General features: G+C 76.0%; 19 protein-coding genes and 1 pseudogene. 8 read left to right on the top strand and 12 right to left on the bottom strand.

Going from position 1 to position 24,576, the window contains the following annotated elements; all coding sequences use genetic code 11:
• Positions 1 to 78: 78 nt before the first annotated feature.
• From IEY75_RS19375 to IEY75_RS19355, 5 genes are read right to left on the bottom strand one after another with little or no spacing between them, the layout of a single operon-like run.
• The gene (locus tag IEY75_RS19375) at positions 79 to 858 is read right to left on the bottom strand and encodes an SCO1664 family protein (RefSeq protein ID WP_229789922.1); all 780 of its coding nucleotides are present in this window, start codon (positions 856 to 858) and stop codon (positions 79 to 81) included.
• Positions 855 to 1,424 (bottom strand): DUF3090 domain-containing protein, encoded by a 570-nt coding sequence (locus IEY75_RS19370; protein ID WP_189115817.1) that lies wholly within the window; start codon positions 1,422 to 1,424, stop codon positions 855 to 857. Before IEY75_RS19370 ends, IEY75_RS19375 begins: the two co-directional genes overlap by 4 nt.
• Positions 1,425 to 1,472: 48 nt before the next feature.
• A complete protein-coding gene (locus tag IEY75_RS19365; RefSeq protein WP_189115816.1) occupies positions 1,473 to 2,156 on the bottom strand; it encodes an MSMEG_4193 family putative phosphomutase in 684 nt (227 codons plus the stop codon).
• Positions 2,157 to 2,193: 37 nt separating this feature from the next.
• Positions 2,194 to 3,027, bottom strand: coding sequence for an undecaprenyl-diphosphate phosphatase (locus IEY75_RS19360; RefSeq protein WP_189115847.1), 834 nt, complete (start codon positions 3,025 to 3,027; stop codon positions 2,194 to 2,196).
• Positions 3,028 to 3,041: 14 nt separating this feature from the next.
• The gene (locus tag IEY75_RS19355; protein WP_189115815.1) at positions 3,042 to 4,133 is read right to left on the bottom strand and encodes an LLM class F420-dependent oxidoreductase; all 1,092 of its coding nucleotides are present in this window, start codon (positions 4,131 to 4,133) and stop codon (positions 3,042 to 3,044) included.
• A 175-nt stretch (positions 4,134 to 4,308) separates the two neighbouring features.
• Between IEY75_RS19355 and IEY75_RS19350 the strand changes: the two genes are divergently transcribed.
• Both IEY75_RS19350 and IEY75_RS19345 read left to right on the top strand, forming a co-directional pair.
• On the top strand, positions 4,309 to 5,280 hold the full coding sequence (locus IEY75_RS19350; RefSeq protein ID WP_189115814.1) for an aldo/keto reductase: 972 nt from the start codon (positions 4,309 to 4,311) through the stop codon (positions 5,278 to 5,280).
• A gap of 57 nt (positions 5,281 to 5,337) precedes the next feature.
• Positions 5,338 to 5,532 (top strand): DUF5703 family protein, encoded by a 195-nt coding sequence (locus tag IEY75_RS19345; protein WP_189115813.1) that lies wholly within the window; start codon positions 5,338 to 5,340, stop codon positions 5,530 to 5,532.
• 87 nt (positions 5,533 to 5,619) lie between these two features.
• On the opposite strand, the gene IEY75_RS19340 is transcribed toward IEY75_RS19345, so the two are convergent.
• The gene (locus tag IEY75_RS19340; RefSeq protein WP_189115812.1) at positions 5,620 to 6,972 is read right to left on the bottom strand and encodes a M20/M25/M40 family metallo-hydrolase; all 1,353 of its coding nucleotides are present in this window, start codon (positions 6,970 to 6,972) and stop codon (positions 5,620 to 5,622) included.
• A 441-nt stretch (positions 6,973 to 7,413) separates the two neighbouring features.
• Between IEY75_RS19340 and IEY75_RS19330 the strand changes: the two genes are divergently transcribed.
• The gene (locus IEY75_RS19330; RefSeq protein WP_189115811.1) at positions 7,414 to 8,385 is read left to right on the top strand and encodes a LysR family transcriptional regulator; all 972 of its coding nucleotides are present in this window, start codon (positions 7,414 to 7,416) and stop codon (positions 8,383 to 8,385) included.
• Between the two features lie 114 nt (positions 8,386 to 8,499).
• Positions 8,500 to 9,963: a S1 family peptidase gene (locus IEY75_RS19325; RefSeq protein WP_189115810.1), complete on the top strand. Its 1,464-nt coding sequence runs from the start codon at positions 8,500 to 8,502 to the stop codon at positions 9,961 to 9,963.
• A gap of 54 nt (positions 9,964 to 10,017) precedes the next feature.
• On the opposite strand, the gene IEY75_RS19320 is transcribed toward IEY75_RS19325, so the two are convergent.
• Positions 10,018 to 10,443: a TraR/DksA family transcriptional regulator gene (locus IEY75_RS19320; protein ID WP_189115809.1), complete on the bottom strand. Its 426-nt coding sequence runs from the start codon at positions 10,441 to 10,443 to the stop codon at positions 10,018 to 10,020.
• Positions 10,444 to 10,758: 315 nt separating this feature from the next.
• Here IEY75_RS19320 and IEY75_RS19315 point away from each other — a divergent pair, with 315 nt between their 5' ends.
• On the top strand, positions 10,759 to 11,703 hold the full coding sequence (locus tag IEY75_RS19315; RefSeq protein WP_189115808.1) for a hypothetical protein: 945 nt from the start codon (positions 10,759 to 10,761) through the stop codon (positions 11,701 to 11,703).
• Positions 11,704 to 11,826: 123 nt separating this feature from the next.
• On the opposite strand, the gene ggt is transcribed toward IEY75_RS19315, so the two are convergent.
• Positions 11,827 to 13,650, bottom strand: coding sequence for a gamma-glutamyltransferase (gene ggt, locus IEY75_RS19310; protein ID WP_189115807.1), 1,824 nt, complete (start codon positions 13,648 to 13,650; stop codon positions 11,827 to 11,829).
• Between the two features lie 200 nt (positions 13,651 to 13,850).
• Here ggt and IEY75_RS19305 point away from each other — a divergent pair, with 200 nt between their 5' ends.
• Positions 13,851 to 15,791 (top strand): diguanylate cyclase domain-containing protein, encoded by a 1,941-nt coding sequence (locus IEY75_RS19305; RefSeq protein WP_189115806.1) that lies wholly within the window; start codon positions 13,851 to 13,853, stop codon positions 15,789 to 15,791.
• Entirely contained in the window at positions 15,788 to 18,124 is a 2,337-nt protein-coding gene (locus IEY75_RS19300; RefSeq protein ID WP_189115805.1) for a putative bifunctional diguanylate cyclase/phosphodiesterase, read from the top strand. The genes IEY75_RS19305 and IEY75_RS19300 overlap by 4 nt, the downstream gene beginning before the upstream one ends.
• Before the next feature lie 16 nt (positions 18,125 to 18,140).
• Here IEY75_RS19300 and IEY75_RS19295 read toward each other — a convergent pair whose 3' ends face one another.
• The 4 genes from IEY75_RS19295 to IEY75_RS19280 are packed head-to-tail and all read right to left on the bottom strand — an operon-like array spanning position 18,141 to position 24,021.
• Positions 18,141 to 20,033 carry a PAS domain-containing hybrid sensor histidine kinase/response regulator gene (locus tag IEY75_RS19295; RefSeq protein ID WP_189115804.1) on the bottom strand — a complete coding sequence of 631 codons (1,893 nt, stop codon included), beginning with the start codon at positions 20,031 to 20,033 and terminating at the stop codon, positions 18,141 to 18,143.
• A 9-nt stretch (positions 20,034 to 20,042) separates the two neighbouring features.
• Positions 20,043 to 21,041: a TIGR03557 family F420-dependent LLM class oxidoreductase gene (locus tag IEY75_RS19290; protein WP_189115803.1), complete on the bottom strand. Its 999-nt coding sequence runs from the start codon at positions 21,039 to 21,041 to the stop codon at positions 20,043 to 20,045.
• An 8-nt stretch (positions 21,042 to 21,049) separates the two neighbouring features.
• On the bottom strand, positions 21,050 to 22,069 hold the full coding sequence (locus IEY75_RS19285) for an aspartate-semialdehyde dehydrogenase (protein ID WP_189115802.1): 1,020 nt from the start codon (positions 22,067 to 22,069) through the stop codon (positions 21,050 to 21,052).
• A 47-nt stretch (positions 22,070 to 22,116) separates the two neighbouring features.
• Positions 22,117 to 24,021 (bottom strand): sensor histidine kinase, encoded by a 1,905-nt coding sequence (locus IEY75_RS19280; protein WP_189115801.1) that lies wholly within the window; start codon positions 24,019 to 24,021, stop codon positions 22,117 to 22,119.
• Positions 24,022 to 24,317: 296 nt separating this feature from the next.
• On the opposite strand from IEY75_RS19280, the pseudogene IEY75_RS19275 reads away from it, so the two are divergent.
• Positions 24,318 to 24,576, top strand: a pseudogene (locus IEY75_RS19275) (hypothetical protein); the annotation flags it as partial.

Raw genomic sequence — 24,576 nt, 5'->3', positions numbered from 1 at the left:
CCGGCGTGGTGGCGGGCCGCCGTGGTGGCAAGCCGGCGGCGCGCGGCCGGCGGCGGCTCTGTCGGGGCGGCCGCCGGCTCACATGGGCGGCCACGGGATCGCGGTGCGGTCCACCGGCGGCGGCGGAAACACCCCGGAGCCCTCCAGCGCGGCCGTGCGGGCGGCGAGGGCGGCGATCTCCGCGGGCCGCAGATGCGCGGCGAGGGCGGCGGCGAGCGGACCGGTCAGAGCGGTGGCCAGGCGGCGCAGGTCCGCGCGGACGCGGGCGGGCAGCGGGCGGCCGGCCCAGCCCCACAGGACGGTGCGCAGCTTGTCCTCGCGGTGGAAGCAGAGGCCGTGGTCGACGCCGACGAGGTGGCCGTCGGCGCCGCGCAGCACGTGGCCGCCCTTGCGGTCGGCGTTGTTGACGAGCACGTCGAACACGGCGAGGGTCGCTAGGGCGGGGTCGTCGGCGTGGGCCAGGACGTACGGGCGGCCGTCCTCGTCGCGCGCGGCCAGGACGGGCAGCCAGTCGCCGGGTACCTCGTCGGCCGGCACGAAGCCGACCGGCGGCGCGTCGGCGTCGGCCACCCAGAGCTGACAGGAGCCGGGGCCCAGCGGGCCGTCGCGCAGGACCGTGGGGGGTACCAGCGGCCAGCCGGCGGCCTCGGCGACCAGGTAGGCGGCGACCTCCCGGCCGGCGAGCGAGCCGTTGGGGAAGTCCCACAGCGGGCGCTCGCCGCGGACGGGCTTGTACACGCACGGCAGGTCGCCGCGGGGCGTGGCGACGTGGCCGTACAGCGTGGTGTTCGAGGCCTCGGTGAGGCGGCCCGTGAGGTGGAGCACGCCGTCGGCGAAGCCGGCCGGCGGGGCCGTCACCGGTGGTAGCCGTTGTGCCGCGGGCACAGGTGGCCGCCCACGTCCAGCGGCTGGCCGCACAGGGGGCAGGGCGGGCGCCCCGCCGAGACGACCAGGCGCGCCCGGGCGATGAACGCGCGGGTCGCCAGCGGCGTCAGCCGGACGCGGAGCCGGTCGAGGTCGGCGTCGACGATCTCGTCGTCGTCCTCGGACTCCCCGGGCTCCTCCTCCGCCTCCTCGCCCTCCCCCGCGGCGACGGCCTCGATGAGGACCGTGGCCGACTCCACGTCGAAGGCCAGGCCGAGGGTGCCGACGCGGAACTCCTCGTCGACCGGCGTGTCCAGCGGGGCGTTGTCGGGCGGGCCGGAGACGGCCTCGGGGACCTCGGTGGCGAAGCGGCGGCGCGCCTCGGTCAGCAGCTCCTCCAGCTTGTCGGCGAGCAGGACCACCTGGACCTTCTCCAGGGCCACCGACACCAGGCGCCCGCCGCCGCGGGCCTGGAGGAAGAAGGTGCGCTCACCGGGCGGGCCCACCGTACCGGCGACGAACCGCTCCGGCGGCTCGAAAGCGTACACCTGATGGGCCATGTACCGACCCTATCTGGACCGACCGTGAATCCGCGACTACCCGGTGGGCTAGCGCCCGGCGCCGCCGCCGACGGCCGCGTCGGAGGTGGCCGTGCCGGCCGCGTGGCCGGTCCGGGTGAGGCCGGCGAGGTCGCCGCCGACGTCGTTGAGGCGCAGGACGAAGGGTCGCAGGTCGGTGTACCGGACGGCCGTCAGCGACCCGGGGTCGACGCCGATGCGCTGGAACTGGTCCAGGTGCAGGCCGAGCGCGTCGGCGACGATGGCCTTGATCACGTCGCCGTGGCTGCACGCCAGCCAGACGGCGTGCGGGCCGTGCTGGGCGGTGATCCGGTCGTCCCACTCGCGGACGGCGGCGACCGCGCGGGCGGCCATCGCGGCCATCGCCTCGCCGGCCGGGAACGTGACGGCGCTGGGGTGCTGCTGGACCCGGCTCCACAGCGGATCCTCGGCCAGCCGGCGCAGCGGCTGGCCCTCCCACTCGCCGTACCCGCACTCGGTCAGCCGGTCGTCGACCGTCACGCCGGCCCGGGGCAGGGCCAGGCGCAGGGTCTGCCGGCAGCGGCGCAGCGGGCTGCTGACCACGGCCGCGGGCGGGGCGGCGCGGAGCCGGGCGCCGACGGCGGCGGCCTGCGCCCGCCCCACCTCGTCGAGGTGGACCGCCCGCCGGCCGGCCAGGGTGCCGTCGGCGTTCGCGGTCGTCCGCCCGTGCCGCAACAGCAGTACCGTGGCCATGGCCCCAGCCTACGGCCTGGCCGCGGCCGCCCGCGGCTCAGTGCGCGGCGAGCTGCCCGGTTGTGAGCAGGGCGAGCAGGACCGAGCCGAGGGCGACCCGGTAGAGGACGAAGACGTAGAGGGTGTGCTGCACGACGTAGCGCAGCAGCCAGGCGATGGCGGCGTAGCCGACGGCGAAGGCGATCGCCGTGGCGACGACCATCTGCGCCGGGCTGGGCACGAGCCCCTCGCCGGCCGGGCTGAACACGTCCTCCAGCGAGAAGATGCCGCTCATCACGACGGCGGGGATCGCCAGCAGGAAGGAGTACCGCGCCGCCGCCTCCCGGGTCAGGCCGAGGAACAGGCCGGCCGACAGGGTGCCGCCGGAGCGCGAGACGCCGGGGACCAGGGCCATCGCCTGGGCCAGCCCCATGCCGAGGCCGTCGCGCAGGGTGAACCGCGACAGGTCCCGCTCCTGCCGGCCCCAGTACTCGGCGAAGGCGATGACGAACGAGAAGACGATCAGCATCGTGGACACCAGCCACAGGTTGCGCGCCCCGGAGCGGATCTCGTCCTTGTACAGCAGCCCGATCACCCCGATGGGGATCGAGCCGATGATCACGTACCAGCCCATCCGGTAGTCGAGGTCGGCGCGCGCCGACGGGCGGAACAGGCCGACGCACCAGGCCCGGGTGATCCGCCAGATGTCGCGGGCGAAGTAGATCAGGACGGCGGCCTCGGTGCCGAGCTGGGTGACGGCGGTGAAGGAGGCGCCCGCGTCGGCGTCGAAGAACAGCGCCGAGGTGATCCGCAGGTGGGCCGACGAGCTGACCGGCAGGAACTCGGTCAGCCCCTGCACGATCCCCAGCACGATGGCCTCGATCCATGACATGTGCTGCGTCATTGTCACACTCCGTGCGGGGTCGTGTCGTCGTCGGTGTCCAGCCCGGCCAGCCGCCGGGCCTCGGCTACCGTCCGCAGCGTGCGCAGGCCGGCCTCCCGGTCGGCGGCGCCGAGGTTGACCGACAGGGTGCTCACCCCGGCCGCCGCGTACGCCCGCAGGCCGGCGGCGATCCGGGCGGTCGAGCCGAGCAGGCTGGTCCGGTCGATGAACTCCTGCGGCACGGCCGCAGCGGCCTCGCGGGGCTGCCCGGCCAGGTACCGCCGCTGCACCTCGTCGGCCGCCGCAGCGTAGCCGAGCCGGCCGGCGAGCGCGTGGTAGAAGTTCCTCCCCCGCGACCCCATCCCGCCGATGTAGAGCGCCGCGTACGGCCGCACGGCGTCGGCGCACCGGGCCAGGGTGGCCGGGGCGTCGTCGGCGGCCGGTACGACGGGGACGGCGGCGACCACGTCGAAGGGCGTGCGGCGCCCCGCGGCGGCCCGCCCGGCGCGGACCGGGTCCAGGGACTCCCCCAGCGCGTCCGCGGCGCAGAAGATGCCCAGCCAGCCGTCGGCGACGCGGCCGGCCAGCTCCAGGTTGCGGGGGCCGACGGCGGCGAGGTAGATCGGCAGGTCGGGGCGGCGCGGGCGGATCGACAGCCGCAGCGCCTTGCCGGGGCCGTCGGGCAGCGGCAGCCGGTAGTGGGTGCCGGCGTAGGCCACCTCGCGGCGGGCCAGGGCCAGGCGGACGATGTCCACGTACTCGGCGGTGCGGGCCAGCGGCGCGGCGAAGCGGACCCCGTGCCAGCCCTCGGACACCTGCGGGCCGGACACCCCGAGCCCCAGCCGGAACCGGCCGCCGGACAGGTTGTCCAGGGTGGCGGCGGTCATCGCCGTGGCGGCCGGCGTGCGGGCCGGGATCTGCATGACGGCGGCGCCGAGGTCGATCCGGCTGGTCTGGCCGGCGAGCCAGGCCAGGACCGTCGGCGAGTCCGAGCCGTACGCCTCCGCGACCCAGACGACCGCGTAGTCCAGCCGCTCGGCTTCGCGGACCCAGGCGAGCTGGTCGGTCGGGTCCGTGGCGGAGGTCTGGTAGCCCAGGTTGAGGCCCAGTCGCACGATCGCCGCCCTCCCGACCCCGCCCCGTGCGCGGTCGCCCCAGGTTACGCGCCGGCCACCGCACCCCCGGACGCGACACCCGCCGTGCCCGCGCGGGCACGCCGGGTCGGGGGCGCGGCAGTCCGGCCGCTCGCCGGGATGCCCCGCCGCGCGGTCGCCGCATAGGGTGCTGCCCATGCAGCGAAGACCGCTGGGGCGCAGCGGCCTCACCGTGCCCCGCCTCGCCCTGGGGACCATGACGTGGGGCAGGGACACCGACGCGGACGACGCCGCCGCCCAGCTCCGCGCCTACCTGGACGCCGGCGGCAACCTGCTGGACACCGCCGACGTGTACGGCGACGGCGCGGCCGAGACGGTGATCGGCGACCTGCTCGGCGACCTGGTCCCCCGCGCCGAACTGCTGATCATGACGAAGGCGGGGCTGCGCGGCGGGCAGCCCCGGCGGCGCGACGCCTCCCGCGGCCACCTGCTGGCCACGCTGGACGCGGCGCTGCGCCGGCTCGGCACCGACCACGTGGACCTGTGGCTGGTGCACGGCCACGACCCGGCCACCCCGCTGGAGGAGACCCTGTCCGCCCTGGACCACGCGACCGCCAGCGGCCGGGTGCGCTACGTCGGGGTGTCCAACGTCGCCGGCTGGCAACTCGCCCGCGCGGCCACCTGGCAGCTCGCCTGGCCGGGCCGGGCGCCGCTGGTGGCGGCGCAGCAGGAGTACTCGCTGCTCCAGCGCGGCGTCGAACGCGAGGTGCTGCCCGCCTGCGCGGCGCTGGGCATCGGCGTGCTGCCGTGGTCGCCGCTGGGGCGCGGGGTCCTCACCGGCAAGTACCGCGACGGCCGGCCGGCGGACTCCCGCGGCGCGTCGGCGCACCTGGCTTCCTTCGTCGCCCCGTACCTGGAGCCGCGGGCCTCCAGCATCGTCGAGGCGGTGAGCACCGCCGCCGGGGGCCTGGGCGTGGCGCCGCTGGAGGTCGCCCTGGCGTGGATCCGGGACCGGCCGGGGGTGACCGCGCCGATCCTCGGCGCCCGGACGGCGGGTCAGCTACGCGGGGCGCTGGAGGTCGAGCGGATCACGCTGCCGGCCGAGATCACCCGGGCGCTGGACGACGTGTCGGCCCTCGACGTCGGCTACCCCGAGCGCGACCACTGACCGGCGGCCCGGGCGCGGGTCCGTGCCCGGCGGCCGCCGGGCGGGCACGATGGGGGGATGGAGTACGAGTACGTGCCGCTGCGGTTCGGGCCGGAGGTCGACCGGCCGACCGCGGCGGCCCGGCTCGCGCTGCACGCCGAGTTCTCCGGGTGGGAGCTGTGGCGGGTGCTGCGGTACCGCGACGGCAGCCGGCGGGTCTGGCTGCGCCGTCGGCTGCCGGTAGGCAGCACGCCCTCGGCCCCGCCGGCCTGACCGCCGGCCCGCGCCGGCCCCGCCGGAGGGGCGGACCCCGCCGGGGTCGGACGCGCGGCCGGGGCGGCGGGCCGGGTGGCGTGGTGCTCAGGCGGCGCGCAGGAAGTGGTCCAGGACGCGGGCGCCGAAGCGCAGGCCGTCCACCGGCACCCGCTCGTCGATGCCGTGGAACAGGGCCGCGAAGTCCAGGTCCGGCGGCAGCCGCAGCGGCGCGAAGCCGAAGCACTGGATGCCCAGCTCGGCGAACGCCTTGGCGTCGGTACCGCCGGAGAGCATGTAGGGCACCGTCCGCGCGCCCGCGTCCTCCCGGCGCAGCGCGGCGCCCATGGCCTCGACCAGGTCACCGGCGAAGGTGGTCTCCAGGGCCGGCTGGTCCTGGACGAACTCCAGGTCCAGGTCCGGGCCGATCACCGCGCGCAGCTCGGCCAGGAAGGCGTCGCGCTGGCCGGGCAGGGTCCGGCAGTCGATCGTCGCGGTGGCCCGCCCCGGGATCACGTTCTCCTTGTAGCCGGCGGCCAGGCGGGTGGGGTTGGCGGTGTTGCGCAGCGTCGCGCCGATCATCCGGGACAGCGAGCCGAGCTTGCCGAGCACGGCCTCGGGGTCGTCGGCGTCGATCTGGACGCCGATCGCCTCGGACACCGACTCCAGGAACGCCCGCACCGTCGGCGTGAGCACCACCGGGAACCGGTGCCGCCCCAGCCGGGCGACCGCCTCGCACAGCGCGGTGACCGCGTTGTCGTCGTGCAGGAACGAGCCGTGCCCCGGGCGGGCGCGGGCGTGCAGCCGCAGCCACTGGATGCCCTTCTCCGCCGTCTGCACCAGGTACAGCCGCAGGTCGTCGCGCACCGTGTAGGAGTAGCCGCCGACCTCGCCGATCGCCTCGGACACCCCGTCGAACCACTGCGCGTGCTCCCGGACCAGGTACCGGGCGCCGTAGTCGCTGCCGGCCTCCTCGTCGGCCGTGAACGCGAGCACGATGTCGCGCGGCGGGGTGTAGCCGGTGCGCGCCCAGTGCCGGACCACCGACAGCGTCATGGCGTCGAAGTCCTTCATGTCGATCGCGCCGCGGCCCCACAGGTACCCGTCGCGCAGCTCGCCCGACAGCGGGTGTACCGACCACTCGGCGGCGTCGGCGGGGACGACGTCGAGGTGGCCGTGGACCAGCAGCGCCGGGCGGTCGCGGTCGGCGCCGGGCAGCCGGGCCACGACGCTGGCCCGGCCCGGGGCGGACTCGTACAGCTCGGCGCGCACCCCGACCTCGGCCAGCGCCGCGGCGACGTACTCGGCGGCGGCGCGCTCGCCGACCGTCGTGGCGGGGTCGCCGGTGTTGGTGCTGTCGATGCGCAGCAGGTCGGCGCACAGGCGCACGACATCGGCGTCGGGAGCCGGGGCGTCGGGGGCGGACGGGACGGGACCGGTCGGCGCGGAGTCTGCGGTCATGCCGCCCTTCTTACCAGCCGGGCGGGCGCGACGCGACCGTCACGCGTGGACGGTCGCCCGCGCGGTGGTGGCGGACTCGATGTCCCGGGCGGCACCTGCCAGCAGGTGGTGGGCGAGGTCGAACCGCGCGCGCCGTGGCCAGCTCGTCACCGATGGCCAGAATCTCCCGGTCCGCCGGATTTTGCCGGGCGGCACCCACGCCGGACAGTGCCGGGCCGGCGGAGAGCGGATGGTCGTGGGCCTCCTCCGGCGTCCCGCCGCCGGCCGCCCGGCCGGCGGATCGAGGGACCTGGATCGCCCGGACCACCGCCGCATCGACGGAGTTCCACGCGCGACGACGGAAATTTGGCCGAACGGTCGGCCCGAATATTCACGATTGACCAATCATCACGCCATTCCCCCGACTTCCCTAGCATCACCGTCTGGTCCTACCGTCACGGTATGAACCTCGAACTGCGGCACCTGCGGGTCGTCTGCGCGATCGCGGAGACCGGCAGTGTCACCAAGGCGGCTTCGCTGCTGGGGCTCGCGCAGCCGGCGCTGACCGCGCAGCTCCAGCGGATCGAGCGCACGCTCGGCGGCCCGCTGTTCGACCGCGACCGGCGCGGGGCCCGGCCCACCGCCCTCGGCGAGCTGGTGCTGTCCCGGGCCAAGGTGCTGCTGCCCGCGATGAAGGGGCTCCAGGACGAGGCCGCCCGGCTCGCCGGGGTGAGCACCGGCGTGGGCCGGTACCGGATCGGGGCCGTCGACGGCTCGGTCCTGGGTGGGCTGGTGCACCGACTGGCGGCCGACCTGCCCGAGGCGCAGATCAGCACGTACCCCTCGGGGCGGCCCGACGAGCTGGCCCACATGGTCGTCGGCGGCCGGCTCGACTTCGCCATCATCGGCATGTGCGGCCATCCCGGCCCGGTCGTCGACTTCGGGATCAGCTGGCGGCAAATCGCCCTGGACGCCGTCCACGTCCTCATGTCCACCCGGCACCCGCTGGCCGGCCGGGAGGAGCTGGACCTCGCCGAGCTGGCCGGCGCGCAGTGGGTCGCGCGGGCCGGGGACACCTGCTTCGGGGACTGCTTCGCCGCCGCGTGCAGCCGCGCCGGCTTCACCCCCGGCCGCATCTTCGAGGTCGACGAGCGCGCCTGCGTGGACATCGTGGACTCCGGCGACGCCGTCGGGCTCTGCCAGCCGACCTTCCGCCCGGTGCCCGGGCTGGTCATGCGGCCGCTGACCGGCGCGCCGCTGCGCTGGCGCCAGCTCATCGGCTGGCACTCGCAGTCGGACGCGGCGGGCATGGCCGAGAGCGTCCACCGGTACGCCGTGGACGCCTACCAGGAGGCGATCGCCCGCAACCCCGGCTACCTGCGGTGGATCGCGCGCAATCCGGCGTTCGGACCGGTCTCCACGCCGGTCGGATGACAGTGGTGATCGTCACTGCGACCTTTGTGGAACAGCGGCGTTAGATCGATGGATGCGGCCGGCCGGACCGCCCGCGCGGGCAGGCGCAGACCACGGCCGCGAGGGAGCAGAGGGATGACGCGCAGACTCGTCTTCGCCGCCGTGACCGTCCCGGTGCTGGCGGTCGGCGCGTTCGCCGTCCCCGCGGTCGCCGACGCGCTCTGGCCGGGCGCCGCGCCGCCCCCGCCGGACCCGTACACCTCGATGCTGGCCGCCATGCAGCGGGACCTGGCCCTCACGCCGGACCAGACCCGGGATCGGCTGGCCGCCGAACGCCGCGCCGCCGCCGCCGAGGCCACGCTGCGGGACCGGCTCGGCCGCCGGTACGGCGGCGCCTGGCTCTCCCCCGACGCCCGCACCCTCACGGTCGGGGTGACCGACCGGGCCGAGGAGGCGCAGGTGCGCGCCCTGGGCGCGCAGCCGCGGCTGGTCCGGCACAGCGCGGCCGCCCTCCGCGACGTCCAGGCCCGGCTGGACCGGTCGGCGGCGCGCGCGCCGGTGGCCGGCTGGTACGTGGACGTGGCGGAGAACGCGGTCGTGGTCCTCGCCGACGGCAGCGCCCCCCGGGCCCGGGCGTTCCTGCGCCGCAGCGGAGTGCCCGAGGACGCCGTGCGCGTGCGCGCCAGGCCCGAGCGGCCGCGGCTGTACGCGGCGGCGCCGCGCGGCGGCGAGGGCTTCCGCGGCCCGGCGGGCCGGTGCTCCATCGGCTTCGCGGTGGAGGGCGGCTTCGTCACCGCCGGCCACTGCGGCCGCCCCGGCCAGCCGACCCGCACCGGCGCCGACCGCCCCCTGGGCGTCTTCGCCAGCGCCGACTTCCCCCGCACCGACTACGCGTTCGTCCGCACCGACGACCCGGTCGCCGCCGTCGTCAACGACCACCGCGGCGGGACCGTGCCCGTACAGGGCGCCCGCGAGGCGCCGGTGGGCGCCTCCGTCTGCCGCTCCGGCACGGCCACCGGCTGGCGGTGCGGGACCATCACCGCCCGCGGCGCGACCGTGCGGTACAAGGAGGGCAGCGTCGCCGGGCTCACCCGCACCGACGTCTGCGCCGAGCCGGGCGACTCCGGCGGGAGCTGGGTCTCCGACGGCCAGGCCCAGGGCGTGACCTCGGGCGGCTCGGGCGACTGCGCCGAGGGCGGCGTCACCTACTTCCAGCCGCTGCGCGACGCCCTGCAGGCGTACGGGCTGAACCTGCGGGTCGACGACCCGCCGCGCGCCGACGCGGGCGGCTGCGCCGACGCGCCGACGCGCGGCGCGGCCGTGCTGCGCGCCGACGCGCCCAGCTACCGGCCCAACGCGACCTACTACGTCGCCGACGCGCCGCGCCGGCACGCGGGCTGCGTCAGCGCGGCCGGCGGCACGCCGGTGCGACTGGCGCTGGAGCGGTGGACCGGCAGGACCTGGGTCACCGAGGCGACCGCCGGCGGTACCGGCACGGCCACCCTGCGCCACGACGGACCGGCCGGCTACTACCGGTACCGGGCGCAGACCACCGGCGAGCCGGTGGCGGCGACGATCGGGTACGCGCCGCCGCGCTGACGGCCGTCGGCGCGGCGGCGCGGGTGTCCGCGGCGACGGCGGGCGGCCCGGGCGTCAGCCCGCGCGGCGTTCCTGGAGCTGCTTGCAGCCGACGCACGTGGTGGCCCAGGGGAACAGGCCGAGCCGCTCGACCGGAATCGGGGCGGTGCAGCGCTCGCAGTTGCCGTACGTGCCCTCCCCCAGGCGCTGGAGGGCCAGCTCGACCTGCTCGCGGCGCTCGGAGATGCCGCGCAGGACGGACAGCTCGCCCTCGCGCTGGGAGGTCTTGGTACCGATGTCGGCGTCGTCGTCGCCCGCGGTGTCGGCGAGGTGCTCCCGACTGAGCTGCTGCGTCTCGGTCACCGCCCGGTCGTACTCGGCGTGGAGCTCGTCGAGCCGGCCCTGGAGCCCGGCCTTGATCGCGTCGATCTCGGCCTGGGTCCGGTTGCCGCCGCCGCGCTGCGGGGTGACGGCACCGGAGCGGGTGTCCTCGACGAGCATGGGCGCCTCCTGGGAATGCGCCGCGGCACCCGGGCAGGGCCGGGCGCCGCAGCGGATGTCTGACGGTTGCGGCCAGGCGACTACCCCTGCCGTCCCGCCATTAAACACTGGTTTAACCACTATGTCGGGAAAACCCGAGATTCATGAACATCACTCGACATCGGGGCTGTTCCCAATTGCGGCACATTCCGGGATTGCGCGCGGTGTCGGATGCGGCGGGCGCGGCCACGGCAGTCGGTCCATTTGGTGGATCCGCAGGTCAGCGCCTCGCCGCGACGATGAGGCGTCCTTTGCTACCCCTCCCCGGGAGCCTTCATGAAGTTATCTGCGCGCTTCGGCGCGGCGTGCGTCGGGCTACTGCTCGGCGGCGTCACAGCTCTGGTATCAGTCACACCCGCCTCGGCGACGATCCCCCTCGGCGGCCTCCTGGGCGGCGTGACGGGCGGCTCGTCCGGCGGCGGCAAGTCCGCCGCGCGCGGCCACTACGACAAGGCCCGCTCGTACGTGGACAGCGGCGGCTGCGGCACGTTGGAGATCATCAAGAAATTCGGCCTGGACATGAACACGGGCAGCCGGATGTCCATGTGGGACATGCCCGACCACGGCTCGCTCGACGAGGTGACGGCCGAGGTCGACACCGACGGCGACGGCCGGGCCGACCGGAAGGTCAAGGTCGGCAAGGACCGGCTGACCGGAAAGAAGATGAAGGACGGCGTGTGGGGCGGCTCCCACATGTCCGGCGGCAAGAAGAAGTACTGGCTGGCCTCCAGTAGCGGCGGCTGGAACATCGTCAGGTCCTACGCCACGGTCTGCTCCGGCGTCGCGATGTACGTCGCGATGAACTGCGTCTGCGGCTACGGCCTGCTCGGCGGCTGGATGTACGGCTACGACGACGACCGCGGCTGGCGGGACCACGACGACCGCGGGGACCGCGACGACGACAGCGGCGACTGCCGGCGGCGCTGCGACGACGACAACGTCACACCGGTGCCCGGCGACAAGGGCGTCAACTGCCGCGTGACGATCTGCGCCGGCTCGTCCGCCTCCAGCAGGGACGACTACGACCACGATGACGACTACGACGACGATGACGAGGAGTACTACGACGACGATGACAGCGACGACGACACCCTCCCGGTGACCGGCCTCGCCCTCGGCGGCGTGGTCGGGGTCGGGCTGCTGCTCGCCTCGGCGGGCGCCCTGGCGATCGTGGCCACCCGGCGCCGGCGGACGGCGACGGCGGACGGCACGACCGCCTGAGCAGGTCCGCCGCGGCCCGGTGCCGGCGGCGGATCCGCACCGTCAGCGACGGCCCCGTACCGGTTGACCGGTACGGGGCCGTCGCCACGTCCACCGCGGCAGGTCCGCCGCGGGCGGGTGCGGTCAGCGGGTGCGCACGACCGCCGCCGCGCCGCCGCCGCGCCGCCGCGGTTCGGCCACCGCCTGCATGGCGGCGCGCGGGCCGAACTCGATCGCGGTGGCCGCGCCGATCTCCGGCCGCTCCCGGAACCGGTGCCCCAGCGCCGTGAGGCCGGCGACCTCCGGCAGCGCCAGGAACTCCGCCTCGGCCTCGACCTCGGCGGTGTTGCGCTGGGTGGCCCGGGGCGCCGCGAGTGCCGCGGGCAGCGTCATGCCCAGCTCCACCCGGTTGAGCAGGACGTGCAGCACGGTGGTGATGATCGTCGATCCGCCGGGGGTGCCCAGGGCGAGGAAGGGCCGGCCGTCGCGCAGGACGACGGTGGGCGACATCGAGCTGCGCGGCCGCTTGCCGGGGCCGGGCAGGTTCGGGTCCGGCGCGGCGCCCTGGCTCGGGGCGAAGGTGAAGTCGGTCAGCTCGTTGTTCAGCAGGAAGCCGCGGCCGGGGACGACCATCGCGTTGCCCCCGGTCTCCTCGATGGTGAGGGTGTAGGCGACGACGTTGCCCCACCGGTCGGCGACGGTCAGGTGGGTGGTGCTCTCGCCGCCCTCCAGCGGGGAGCCGCCGCGGGGGGCCCGCGGGCAGGTCGCCGCGGTGCCGCCGAGAACGCCGGGGGCGACCGGCTTGGCCAGCGCCCGCGCGGGATCGACCAGGCACGCGCGGCTGGCGGCGAAGTCGTCGCGGAGCAGCGCCTTGGCGGTGGCCTTCGGCGTGGCGCCGCCGACGTAGCGGTTGCGGTCGGCGAAGGCCAGGGCGCTGGCCTCCAGGTACCGGTGCACGGCCTGGACCCGCGGCAGCCGCTTGAACCGGGTCCGCTCCAGGATGTTGAGCGCCTCGCCGACGGCCACGCCGCCGCTGGAGGGCGGGGCCATGCCGTAGACGTCGAGGTCGCGGTACCGGGCGTAGGTGGGGCCGGGGTGGTGGAGGCGGTAGCCGGCCAGGTCGGCGGCGGTCAGCGCGCCGGGGCGGATCGGGTACGGCCAGGGCGGTCGGTCCGCGGCCAGCGGCGGGTGGGCGACGGTGGCCACGATGTCCGCGCCGACCGGGCCGCGGTAGAGCGCGTCGGTGCCGGCGGCGCCGAGCAGCCGGTAGGTGCGGGCCAGGTCGGGGTTGCGCTGCACGCTGCCCACGGCCGGGGCCGCGCCGCCGGGCAGGTACAGGTCGCGGGTCGCGCTGAACTGGGCGAACTCGGTGGCGTTCTGCGCGATGTGGCTCCGGAACGTCTCGTCGACGGCGAAGCCGCGCTCGGCCACGTCCGCGGCGGGGGCCAGCGCCTGGGCCAGTGAGCGGGTGCCCCAGCGGCGCAGCGCGTCCTGCCAGACCCGCGGGGTGCCGGGCACCCCGACGGAGCGGCCGCTGATCCGGGCCTCGGCGAAGGTCAGCGGCCGGCCGGCGGCGTCCAGGAACAGCTTCTCGTCGACCGCCGCGGGGGCCGTCTCGCGGCCGTCGATGGTCTGGATGCGGCCGGTGCGGGCGTCGTAGTAGAGGAGGAAGCCGCCGCCGCCGATGCCGGCCGAGAAGGGCTCGGTGACGCCCAGGGCCGCCGCGGCGGCCACCGCGGCGTCGACGGCGTTGCCGCCCTCGCGCAGGACGCGCAGGCCGACGGCCGTCGCCGTGGGGTCGACGGTGGAGATCGCGCCGCCGCGGCCGGCGGCGACCGGGTCCCGGGGCGGGTCGGCGGCCGCGGCGGCCGGGGCCGCGGAGCCGGCGGCGAGGGCGACGCCGAGCGCCGCGGCGACGCACCGGCCCCCCGCGCGGGGGCGGTAGCCGAAGGCGACTGATCGTCGCATGGTGCCTCCTCTGGTGGTTTCTGCCTTCCACTGCCTACCTGGGCGGACCGGCCCAGACAAGTGCCACTCCGAAAGTCTCCGCAACGCGATCGCATGACTACGCGACGCGCGCGAGGATGCAGGGTGAACCCGTCACCGCCCCCCTTGGCGCCGCCGAGGGGGGACAGGGGCGGACCGCGACCGTACAGGAAGGCCCCGCCGTGGACCGCGACGACGCCGACCGGCCGACCGGGCCGGCCCCCCGACCCGCGACGGCCGCCGGGCTGGCCGCCGCCGGCCTGGTGCTGGGCGTCGCGGCGCTGCTGCCGCTGTTCGCCCTGCGCACCGGCGGGGCGGCGGTGCAGTTCCCGCTGTTCTGGGCGTCGATCGTCGTACTGGACCTGGCCGCCTCGGTGGCCAGCCACCTGGTGGCGCGGCGGATCACCGTGCCGCACATCCGCCGGTACTGGCGGGCGCTGTCCCTGGCCACGCTGCTGTTCTTCGCCGGGGACCTCGGGTACCTGCTGGGCGAGGCCGGCTACGTGACCGGCCTGGCCGAGCCGCTGACCGCCGGGCGGGACCTGTCGCTGGTCCTGGGCGGCGGGGTCGTCCTGTGGGCGATGCTCACGTACCCCACCAGCCGGCGCAGCCTGCGCGACCGGGTGTCGTTCTGGCTGGACACCGGCACGGTCCTGGTCGGCGCGGCGGTCCTGCGCTGGTACCTCGGCGTGCCCGAGGGCGCCACCGCGGCCGCGCAGTGGGACGCGCTGGCCACCGCGGGCGTGCTGCTGCTGGCGGTGTTCGCGGGCGCGCGGATCGTGGTCAGCGACGACGCCGCCGCCGGCCGGGTGCCGGCGGTGCTGATGATCGGCGGTACGGCCGGCGAGGTGTTCTGCGACGTCCTGCTGCCGCTGCCGGACCTGGCCGCCGCGGCGCACTACGGCCCGCTGATGACGGTGCGGATGCTGCCGGGCCTGGCGATCGCCCTGGCGCCGGTCCTGCAGCTCCGGACGCTGCGGCACGGCCGGCCGGCCGCGACCCGGGCGCCGCGGCGGCCGTACAGCGTCCTGCCGTACGCGATGGTGGCCGCGGTCTTCGCGCTGCTGCTGCTGAGCCTGCCGTCGCTGTCCGCGCGGGCCGTCGGCGTCCTCGTCGGCGCGCTGGCCATCGTGGCGCTCGTCGTCGTCCGGCAGCTCGTGGCCTTCGGCGACAACGCCGACCTGCTGCGCCGGGTGGACCGGAGCCTGGCCGACCTGCAGGGCCACGAACGCCGCCAGCGCGCTCTGCTCCGCCACTCCTCCGACATCACGTCTATCATCGACAGACATGACCGCTTCGGCTATGTGAGCCCGGCGGTCACCCGGATCCTCGGCCACCAGCCGGAGGAGGTCATCGGCAGGTACTCGCACGCGTTCCTCCACCCCGACGACCGGACCGACCTGGAGCCGCTGATGCGGGAGCTGCGGGACAGTCCCGGCCGGACCGTGACGTACCAGGCCCGTTACCGCCATGCGGACGGCACCTGGCGCTGGCTAGAGGTGATCACGACGAACCTGATCCACGAGCCCGACGTCGCCGGGCTGGTCAGCAACTCCCGCGAGGTCACGCAGGCGCGCGAACTCCAGGACCGGCTCCGGCACGAGGCCTCGCACGACCCGCTGACCCAGTTGGCCAACCGGTCGCTGTTCCTGAGGCGGCTGGAGACCGCGCTGGAGGAGTGGGAGCCGGGCGGGGCCTCCGTCACCGTCGTCGTCATCGACCTGGACGACTTCAAGACCATCAACGACAGCCTCGGCCACCACGCCGGGGACGAGGCGCTGCTGGGCCTGTCCGACGTGGTCCGCGGCTGCGCCCGCAACGCCGACCTCGCCGCCCGGCTCGGCGGCGACGAGTTCGCCGTCCTGCTGCCCGGCACCACCGCCGGCGAGGCGACGCTGGTGGCCCGCCGGTTCCTGGAGTCGCTGCGGCGCCCCGTCCTGGTCGGCGGCCAGCTCCTGCGGCTGCAGGCCAGCGTCGGCGTCGCCGCCGCGGCGAGCCGGGACGGCGCCGAGGTGCTGCGGGCGGCCGACGCGGCGATGTACGCGGCCAAGCAGCAGGGCAAGAACTGCTACGTCGTGCACGACGCGTGGACGCCGCCGCGCGGACCGGTGGTCGACCGGTGAAGCCCGCCCGCCGCGGGCTGGGCCGGCTCCCGGTGTACGTCGCCACCGGCTCCGGCGCGCTGGCGCTGTGCTGGTTCGTGGTCGGGCTGCTCGGCGGGCCGGTACCGGCCTGCCTCGGGTTCGCGCCGGCGGTGGCGGCGGTCGCCGCCGCCGCGGTCGAGTGCTGGCGGGCGGCGTCGGCACACCGGCTGCGCGAGGCCCGCCGCTTCTGGTTCCAGTTCACCGCCACCATCGCGCTGCTGACCGTCGGCGGCCTCGCGCACCTCCTGCACTGCCTGCGGGCGGTCGACCCCTCCAGCGGCCAGCGGGTCGGGGCGGGCGTACTCGTCCCGTACGGCGCGGCCCTGGTGATGATGCTGTGGGCCCTGGTCAGCCTGCCCAGCCGGGCCGAGATGAGCCGGCGGGCGCGGCACCGCTTCGCCATGGACGCGGCCATCGTCCTGATCACCGCGAGCGTGTTCGTCTGGTACTTCTCCTTCCAGCACCTGGAGAAGTGGGGGACCAGCACCAGCACCGGCAACCCGTACCCGGCGCTGGGGGTCGTCGTCCTCGGCTTCATCGGCGCCTTCGCCTTCGTCAAGATCGCCCTGCTCGGGGCGGGCGCCGTCGACCAGCAGGCGATGCGGATCCTGGCCGGCACCGCGACCGTGGGGGCCACCGGCGGCGCGGTGTCGCCCGCGTTCGCCGGCCACCCGCACCTGATGGTGTCCGTCCTGGCGCTGCCGCCGGTGGCGATCGGCGTCGCCCTGGCCGCGGACCGGCAGCGGCACCGGCCCCGCGGCCCGCACCGGCCGCCGCAGCCCCGCCGGCTGTTCAGCTTCGTGCCGTACCTGGCCGTCACCGCCTGCGACGCCCTGCTGGTGGTCGCCGCCTACACCGGCGGCGTCGAGGGCGTCGTCGTCTCGGTGGGCGCGGTCGTGCTGACCGCCGTGGTCGTCCTGCGGCAGATCCTCGCCCTGCGGGAGAACGCCAGCCTGCTGCGCCGCGTCGACACCACCGTCCGGGAACTCCAGGACGCGCAGGCCCAGCTCGCCCACCAGGCCCAGCACGACAGCCTCACCGGCCTCGCCAACCGGCGCCTGTTCGAGCACCGGCTCACGACGATCGAGGGCAGCGGGCAGCCCGCCAGCGTCGTGCTGATCGACCTCGACGACTTCAAGCTGATCAACGACCGACTGGGGCACGTGACCGGGGACGCGCTGCTGGTCGGCGTCGCCGACCGGCTGCGCTGCTGCGTGCGGGGCAGCGACACCGTCGCCCGGCTCGGCGGCGACGAGTTCGCGCTGCTGCTGCCGGGGCTGTCCGCCACCGCCGCGGACGAGGTGCTGGACCGGATCACCCGCGCGCTGGACCGCCCCGTCTCCGTCGACGGCCTCGACCTGCTCGTCGGCTCCAGCATCGGCATCACCGACGCGGCCCCGGACCTGGACTCCACCGAGCTGCTGCGCCGGGCCGACCTGGCGATGTACGCGGCCAAGTCCGGGGGCAAGGGGCGGCACCGGCGGTACGACACCAGCCTCGACGACGCCGCCGCCACCGACGCCCAGCTCGGCGCCGACCTGCGGCGGGCGCTGGGCGCGGGCGAGTTCACGCTCGTCTACCAGCCGGTGGTGCGGCTCCCCGAGGGCGCGCCCGTCGGCGCCGAGGCGCTCGTACGCTGGCGGCACCCCAGCCGCGGCACGGTCCCCCCGGACCTGTTCATCGGCGCCGCCGAACGCACCGGCCTGATCGTGCCGCTGGGCGAGTGGATCCTGTACGAGGCGTGCCGGCAGGCGGCGTCGTGGCGCGACGACGACGGCGCCGCCGGGCCGTGGAAGGTCAGCGTCAACATGTCGGCCCGGCAGCTACGGGAGACCGACATCGCGCACACCGTCGACGAGGCGCTGCGGCGCTCCGGCCTCACCGCCGACCGGCTGATGATCGAGGTGACGGAGACGGCGGTCTTCGACAACGAGACGGCCGTGGACGCCCTGGAGAAGATCTCCAAGCGGGGCGTGTCGGTGGCACTCGACGACTTCGGCACCGGGCACTCCTCGCTCGGGCTGCTGCGCGCCACCCCCGTGGACGTCCTCAAGGTCGACAAGTCCTTCGTGGACGGCATCCTCGGCAACGAGGAGGAGAGCATCATCGCCACGGCGATGCTGCACCTGGCCGAGGGCCTCAAGCTCGGCACCATCGCCGAGGGCGTGGAGAGCGCCACCCAGGCGGCGCGGCTGCACACGCTCGGCTACCGGTTCGCGCAGGGGTACCACTTCGCCCGGCCCCTGCCCGGCGGCGAGATCGGCGTCCGCCTCCGCGGCGGCGTGCCGGAGGCCGCCCCGTCCATGGCGTGACCGGCGGGCGCCGCTCCTACTCCGGGGCGTCCAGGCGCAGCCGGACCGCGCGCAGCAGCTCGTCGCGGGTGAACGGCTTGGCCAGCAGGACCTGGTCGCCCTCCAGCGTCCCGCGCGAGGTCAGTACCGGGCGGGTGTACCCCGACACGTACAGCACCCGCGCCCCCGGCCGGGTCACCGCCAGCCGCGCGGCCAGCTCCTTGCCCTGCATCCCGGGCAGGACGACGTCGCTGACCAGGAGCTGGATCGGCCCCGGGTGCTCGCGGGCGACCTCCAGCGCGGCGGTGCCGTCGGCGGCCAGCAGGACGTCGTAGCCGGCGCCGCGCAGCGTCCGGGCGGCCACCCCGCGCAGCGCCGGGTCGTCCTCCACCAGCAGGATCGTCTCGCCCCGGGCCGCCACCGGCGGCGCCGTCTCGGCCGGCGCCGGGTCCACGGCCACCGGCAGCAGCACCACGATGGTCGTACCGGCGCCGACCGCCGACTCGATCCGCACGTCCCCGCCGGCCTGGGTGACGATGCCGTACACCGTGGCCAGGCCCAGCCCCGTGCCCTCGCTGCGCGGCTTGGTGGTGAAGAACGGCTCGAACGCGCGGTCCCGCACCTCCTGCGGCATCCCCGAGCCCGTGTCGGCGACCCGCAGCCGCACGTACTCCCCCGGCGGCGGCCCGCCCGGCGCGCCCGAGGGCGGCTGGACGACCGTGTCCGTGCGCAGGGTGAGCGAGCCGCCGCCGGGCATCGCGTCGCGGGCGTTCACCGCCAGGTTGGCCAGGAGCTGCTGGAGCTGGCCGCGGTCGGCGACCACCGGCGGCAGGTCCCCCGACGTGCGCACCCGCACCGCGATGTGCTCGCCGACGGACCGGCGCAGCAGGTCCAGCAGGCCCTCGATGACGGCGTGCAGGTCCAGCGGCTCGGCCCGGACCACCTCCCGCCTAGCGAAGGACAGCAACTGGTGGGTCAGGTCGCTCGCCCGCTGCGCCGCGTCGACGAGCTGCTGGGCGTCCGCGGCGATCGTGGCCAGGTCGCCGCCGGTGCTGGCCTGCTCAATGACGAACTCGCCGTAGCTGAGGATCACGCCGACCAGGTTGTTGAAGTCGTGCGCGACGCCGCCGGCCAACTGGCCCAGGCTCTCCCACCGCTGCGCCCGCTGGAGCTGGGCGTCCATCCGGTCCCGCTCGGCGATCGCGCGCAGCCGCTGCTGCTCGGCCTGGGCGCGCAGCCGGTCGCTGATGTCGCGCAGGGCCGCGCAGCGCAGCGGCCCCTCGTCGGTGTCGGTGACGCTGAGGGTCAGCTCGACCGGCACCGGGGCGCCGTCGCGGCGGACGGCGTGGGTGGCCACCGGACAGTCGCCCCCGCCGCCCACCAGCCCGCCCGGCACCAGGGTGTCGACGTCGCGGCCGAGCAGGTCGGGCAGCGTCCGGTCGAACAGGCGCTCCGCGCGGGAGTTCGCCAGCACCACCCGACCCCGGCGGTCCACGGCGATGATCGCGTCGGGCGCGGCGTCCAGCACGGCGCCGAGCCGCGCCTCGGCCCGCTCGCCGTCGGAGATGTCGCGGGCGATGGTGGTCACCCCGACGATCCGGCCCTGGAGGTCGGTCAGCGGCGAGACGGCCAGCGACACCGTCAGGTGCCGGCCCCGGCGGCGCAGCCGGGTGCGGAACCGGTCGATCCGCGCACCGGTGGCCACCCGCCGGACCAACTCGGCGATGTCGGCGCGCCGCTCGGCGGGCACCAGCAGGTCGGCCGGCCGGCCGACCGCCTCCGCCGCCGGGTAGCCGTACAGCCGCTCGGCGCCGCGGTTCCAGCTCAGGATCGTCAGCTCCAGGTCCAGCGCCACGATGGCGTCGTGCGAGGAGCGGACGATGGAGGCCAGCAGCTCCTGCGCCGCGGGATCGGGCTCGGGCGGGACCAACGCTGTCGCCTACGCGCCGTACGCGCGCAGCCGCGGGAGCACGTCGTCGCGGTACCGACGCAGGAACGCGTGCTGGTCCGGCCCCGGCGCGTGGAACACCAGGTGCCGGAAGCCCAGCCGCAGGTAGCCGGCCACGGCCTCGGCGTGCGCCGCCGGGTCGGCCGAGACGATCCACCGGGACGCCGCCCGGGCGGTGTCCAGCGCGTCAGCGCGCCGCTGCATCTCCACCGGGTCGGCCACGCCGGTCTTCTCCTGCGGGGTGAGCGCCAGCGCCGCCCAGTGCCGGGTCGCCTCGCGCGCCGCGGCCGGGTCCGGATCGAACGACACCTTGACCTCGATCATCAGGTCCGGGTCGGGCGCGCCGGGCGGGCGGGCGGCCAGGAAGGCCGGCAGCAGCGTGTCGCGGTACAGGTCCTCGCCCTTGCCCGAGGTGCAGATCAGTCCGTCGCCGAGGGCGCCGGCCAGCTTCGCCGCCACCGGGCCGCCGGCCGCCACGTACAGCGGCACCGGGGTGGGCGGCCGGTCGTAGACGGTCGCCCGGACCGCGTGGAAGTGGGTGCCGGCGTGGTCGACCCGGTCGCCGGCCCACAGCGCCCGGATCAGCGTGACGGCCTCGGCCAGGCGCTCCAGCCGGACACCCGGGCGCGGCCACGGGGCGCCCAGCGGGGCCTCGTTCATCGCCTCGCCCGAGCCCACGCCCAGGACCACCCGGCCCGGCGCCAGGCAGGCGAGGGTGGCGAAGGCCTGCGCCACGACCACCGGGTGGTAGCGGTACGTCGGCGTCAGGACGCTGGTCCCGATCAGGACCCGGCTGGTCCGGGCCGCCAGGGCGCCCAGCCAGGGCAGGGCCGCGGGGGCGTGCCCGCCGGTGTGCCGCCAGGGCTGGAGGTGGTCGCTGACGAACACCGAGTCGAAGCCGTGCTCCTCGGCGGCGACCGCGAACTCCAGCAGCTCCCCCGGGGCGAACTGCTCGGCGCTCGCCTTGTAGCCGAACCGGACCGGCCCCACCGCGCCGCCTACGACCGGGCCACCAGCTCGGCGAGCTGGACGGCGTTGAGCGCCGCGCCCTTGCGCAGGTTGTCCCCGCTGCAGAACAGCGCCAGCCCGTGCTCCGCGGTCTCGTCGGCGCGGATCCGGCCCACGAAGGTCGGGTCCTGGCCCGCGGCGGCCAGCGGGGTGGGCACGTCGGTCAGCACGACGCCCGGGGCGGCGGCCAGGAGCTGGGCGGCCCGGGCGGGGCTGAGCGGACGGGCGAAGCGGGCGTTGAGCTGGAGGCTGTGGCCGGTGAAGACCGGGACCCGGACGCAGGTGCCGGACACCTTCAGGTCGGGGATCTCCAGGATCCGCCGCGACTCGTCGCGCAGCTTGCGCTCCTCGGCCGTCTCGTTGGAGCCGTCGTCGAGGACGTCGCCGGCCAGCGGCAGGGCGTTGAAGGCGATGGTGTCGCCGAACGCCTGCGGCACCCCGAAGTCGACGGCGGAGCCGTCGTAGGCCAGCGCGCGGGCCTGGTCGCCGGCCTTGGCGACCTGGTCGGCCAGCTCGGCCACGCCGGCCAGGCCGGCGCCGGAGACGGCCTGGTACGTCGAGACGACCAGCGCGGTGAGGCCGGCCTCGGCGTGCAGCGGGCGCAGCACCGGCATCGCCGCCATCGTGGTGCAGTTGGGGTTGGCGATGATGCCCTTGGGGCGGTCGGCGATCGCGTGCGGGTTGACCTCGGCGACGACCAGCGGGACGTCCGGGTCCATCCGCCACGCGGACGAGTTGTCGATCACGACGGCACCGGCGGCGGCGACGCGCGGGGCCAGCGTGCGGGAGGTGCCGCCGCCGGCCGAGAACAGGGCGATGTCCAGGCCGGCGTAGTCGGCGGTGGCCGCGTCCTCGACGGTGACCTCGCCGCCCTGCCAGGGCAGGGTGCGGCCGGCGGAGCGGGCCGAGGCGAACACCCGTAGCTGGCTGACGGGGAAGTCCCGGTCCGCCAGGAGCTGGCGCATGACCGCGCCGACCTGACCGGTGGCGCCCACGATCCCGATTCTCATGCGGCCAGGCTACCCAACGCGCCCCGGGCACGGCTCATCGATTCACCTCATTGCGGAGGGGCCACGGGCAGCCGTACGGTGAACGCCGCCCCCGGTCCGTCCTGGTCGTCGAGCGCGACCGTTCCGCCGTGCCGCTCGACGATCACCCGGGTGAGGGCCAGCCCCAGCCCGGTACCGGGGATTCCCCGCTCGTGAGCGGTCGTGCCGCGGTAGAACCGGTGGAACAGCTTGTCCCGCTCGGCCGCCGGTACGCCCAGGCCGTGGTCCGCGACCGTCAGCTCGGCCACCCCGTCGCGCCCGCGCAGGACGACCCGTACCTCCCCGCCCGCCGGGCTGTACTTCACGGCGTTGGAGACCAGGTTGTCCACGACCTGGGACAGCCGGGTGCGGTCGCCGGTCATCGGCAGCGCCGGGGGCAGGTCCACGCGCAGTGTCACCTTCTCCGGCGGGGCGAGCGCCGCCAGCCGCTGGCCGACCAGCTCGGCCAGGTCGACCGGGGCGTGCATCAGGTTGATGTCCCCGGACTCCAGGCCGGCGAGGTCGAGCAGGTCCTCGACAATCCCGCGCAGGGCGGCGGCGTTGCTCTCGATCCGGCTGAGCAGGGCAGTCCGCTGGCCGGCGAGGTCGGCGTCGGCGTCCCCCTCGCGCAGCACGCCGGCCAGCGAGGCGATCGCCGTCAGCGGGGTCCGCAGCGCGTGGCCCGCCAGCGCGATGAACTCGTCCCGGGTCCGGCTGAGCTCCTCGGCGAGGCTGGCCGCCCGGCGCTGCTCCAGGTAGCGGCACACCTGGTCGGCCACCCCGGCGGCCAGTTCCCGGGCGCCGTCGACGGTCGTGCCGACCACCCGCAGGCTGCCGAACCGGTGCTCGCCGAGGACCAGCGGCGCCACCAGGGCGGGGGCCGCGAGGTCGGCAGGGTCGGCGTCGGCGGCGGGGTAGCTGGCGGCGCACCGGCTGCGCCCGCCCACCACGTCGTCGAGCCACAGCTCGGCCCGGGCGGCCCGCAGCGCCCCGACCAGGGCCCGCAGGACCGCGGCGTAGACGTCGTCGGGGGCCTCGGCCGTGCCGGTCACCGCCCGGGAGACCGCCAGTTCGCAGTCGCGCTCGCGCTGCCGGCGGCGCTCGGCGCTGACGTCGTGCACGGCGGCCACCGCCCCGGCCAGCCGCCCGTCGGGGTGGCGGACGGGGCTGGCGTTGACCGCCCACACCTGCGCGAGGCCGGCGGCCGGCCGGAAGTGGACTTGCACGTCGCGCAGCCGCTCGCCGCGGTGGGCCCGGGCCAGCGGGCTGTCGGCGATCCGCAGGGGGCGGCCGTCGGGGTGGAACAGCGCCGCCACCTCGCGGTCGACCTCCGCGCGGACTGAGCCGGGCAGGTCCGGCAGCGCGCGGAACGCCTCGTGCAGGAGCGTGATCCGGCCCTCGGCGTCGCAGGCGGCCACCATGACCTGGTCCAGGTTCTCCAGCAGGGCCGTCAGCAGGGCGCCGGAGCGGTCCGCCGCGGGACTCCGGCTGTGCGCGGCGCTGACCAGGCCGGCGATGTCGCGCAGGGTGGTGTAGTCGGCGGGGCGCCAGTCGCGGGGCCGGCTGTCCAGGGCGGCGACGACGCCGACGGTGCGGCCGTCGCGGTCCGGCACGGCGACGCCGAGGAACGCCCGGGGCGTGTCCGGGTCGGCGACGCGGGTGTCGGCGACGGCGTAGGGCTCGCCCCGCTCGCGCACGAGTTCGGCCAGCGGCAGGGCGGCGCGCAGCAGCGGCTCGGCCGGGCGGCCGGAGCCGCCCCACCGGTCGGCGACGGCGAACCGGTCGCCGTCGCGCAGCCAGACGGCCGCGGCGGGCGCGCCCGTGGCGAGGGCGACCAGCCGCGCCCAGCCGTGGGCCGGGTCACCGCTCGCGCGCCCGGCCGCCTGCGGCTGGGGGGCGACCGCGGTACCGGTGACACCGCGCGGTTCGGACATGGGCACCCTCGCGGAGACGGCGGCTGCCGGGGACCCGCTGGGCAGGGCGGCGCCGGTGCGACACGCACGGCCCCGGCCGAGGCCGGACGCCTCGTGGAGGCGCGAACCGTACGCATTCGCCGGTGAAGAGCGGCGGCTCACCACTATACCGAGAAACCTGTTTCCTCCTTCTTCATACCTAATATCTTTCGCTGGCGTTTCAGCCCCTTTTTTCGCGCCGCTGACGGTGTCCGGGGTGGGGANAATACCGGCCCCATTCTCGAAAGAGCCAACAACGGCGACGAGAGGGCCAAGAAATGACCAGCCGCATGTACACCACCGCAGCGCTCACCGCGCTCGCCGCCGCGATCGGTTCGGTGTGCTTCCTGGCCACTCCCGCCCTCGCCACCCCGGCCACCACCACGGCCACCGCTGTCGCCGCCAAGAGCGCCCCCGCCGCCAGCATCCGGGTCTACGCCGGCGTCGTACGCAGCACCGACGGCCCGGTCCGGGCCCGCTCCGGCCCCTCCACCCGCTTCCCGATCCAGAACACCCTGATCAACAACACCAAGCTGC

Origin of the sequence: Pilimelia terevasa, assembly GCF_014647915.1 — a bacterium.
Lineage (GTDB): Bacteria > Actinomycetota > Actinomycetes > Mycobacteriales > Micromonosporaceae > Pilimelia > Pilimelia terevasa.
Note: the sequence above shows the minus strand (reverse complement) of the source record. Positions and strands in the feature narration are given on the sequence as shown.

Coding starts and splice junctions, on each gene's coding strand:
- ggt (WP_189115807.1), bottom strand. CDS start 13,650: ATGCGACGATCAGTCGCCTTCGGCTACCGCCCCCGCGCGGGGGGCCGG.
- IEY75_RS19325 (WP_189115810.1), top strand. CDS start 8,500: ATGACGCGCAGACTCGTCTTCGCCGCCGTGACCGTCCCGGTGCTGGCG.
- IEY75_RS19370 (WP_189115817.1), bottom strand. CDS start 1,424: ATGGCCCATCAGGTGTACGCTTTCGAGCCGCCGGAGCGGTTCGTCGCC.
- IEY75_RS19365 (WP_189115816.1), bottom strand. CDS start 2,156: ATGGCCACGGTACTGCTGTTGCGGCACGGGCGGACGACCGCGAACGCC.
- IEY75_RS19280 (WP_189115801.1), bottom strand. CDS start 24,021: ATGTCCGAACCGCGCGGTGTCACCGGTACCGCGGTCGCCCCCCAGCCG.
- IEY75_RS19360 (WP_189115847.1), bottom strand. CDS start 3,027: ATGTCATGGATCGAGGCCATCGTGCTGGGGATCGTGCAGGGGCTGACC.
- IEY75_RS19285 (WP_189115802.1), bottom strand. CDS start 22,069: ATGAGAATCGGGATCGTGGGCGCCACCGGTCAGGTCGGCGCGGTCATG.
- IEY75_RS19320 (WP_189115809.1), bottom strand. CDS start 10,443: ATGCTCGTCGAGGACACCCGCTCCGGTGCCGTCACCCCGCAGCGCGGC.
- IEY75_RS19345 (WP_189115813.1), top strand. CDS start 5,338: ATGGAGTACGAGTACGTGCCGCTGCGGTTCGGGCCGGAGGTCGACCGG.
- IEY75_RS19330 (WP_189115811.1), top strand. CDS start 7,414: ATGAACCTCGAACTGCGGCACCTGCGGGTCGTCTGCGCGATCGCGGAG.
- IEY75_RS19315 (WP_189115808.1), top strand. CDS start 10,759: ATGAAGTTATCTGCGCGCTTCGGCGCGGCGTGCGTCGGGCTACTGCTC.
- IEY75_RS19350 (WP_189115814.1), top strand. CDS start 4,309: ATGCAGCGAAGACCGCTGGGGCGCAGCGGCCTCACCGTGCCCCGCCTC.
- IEY75_RS19340 (WP_189115812.1), bottom strand. CDS start 6,972: ATGACCGCAGACTCCGCGCCGACCGGTCCCGTCCCGTCCGCCCCCGAC.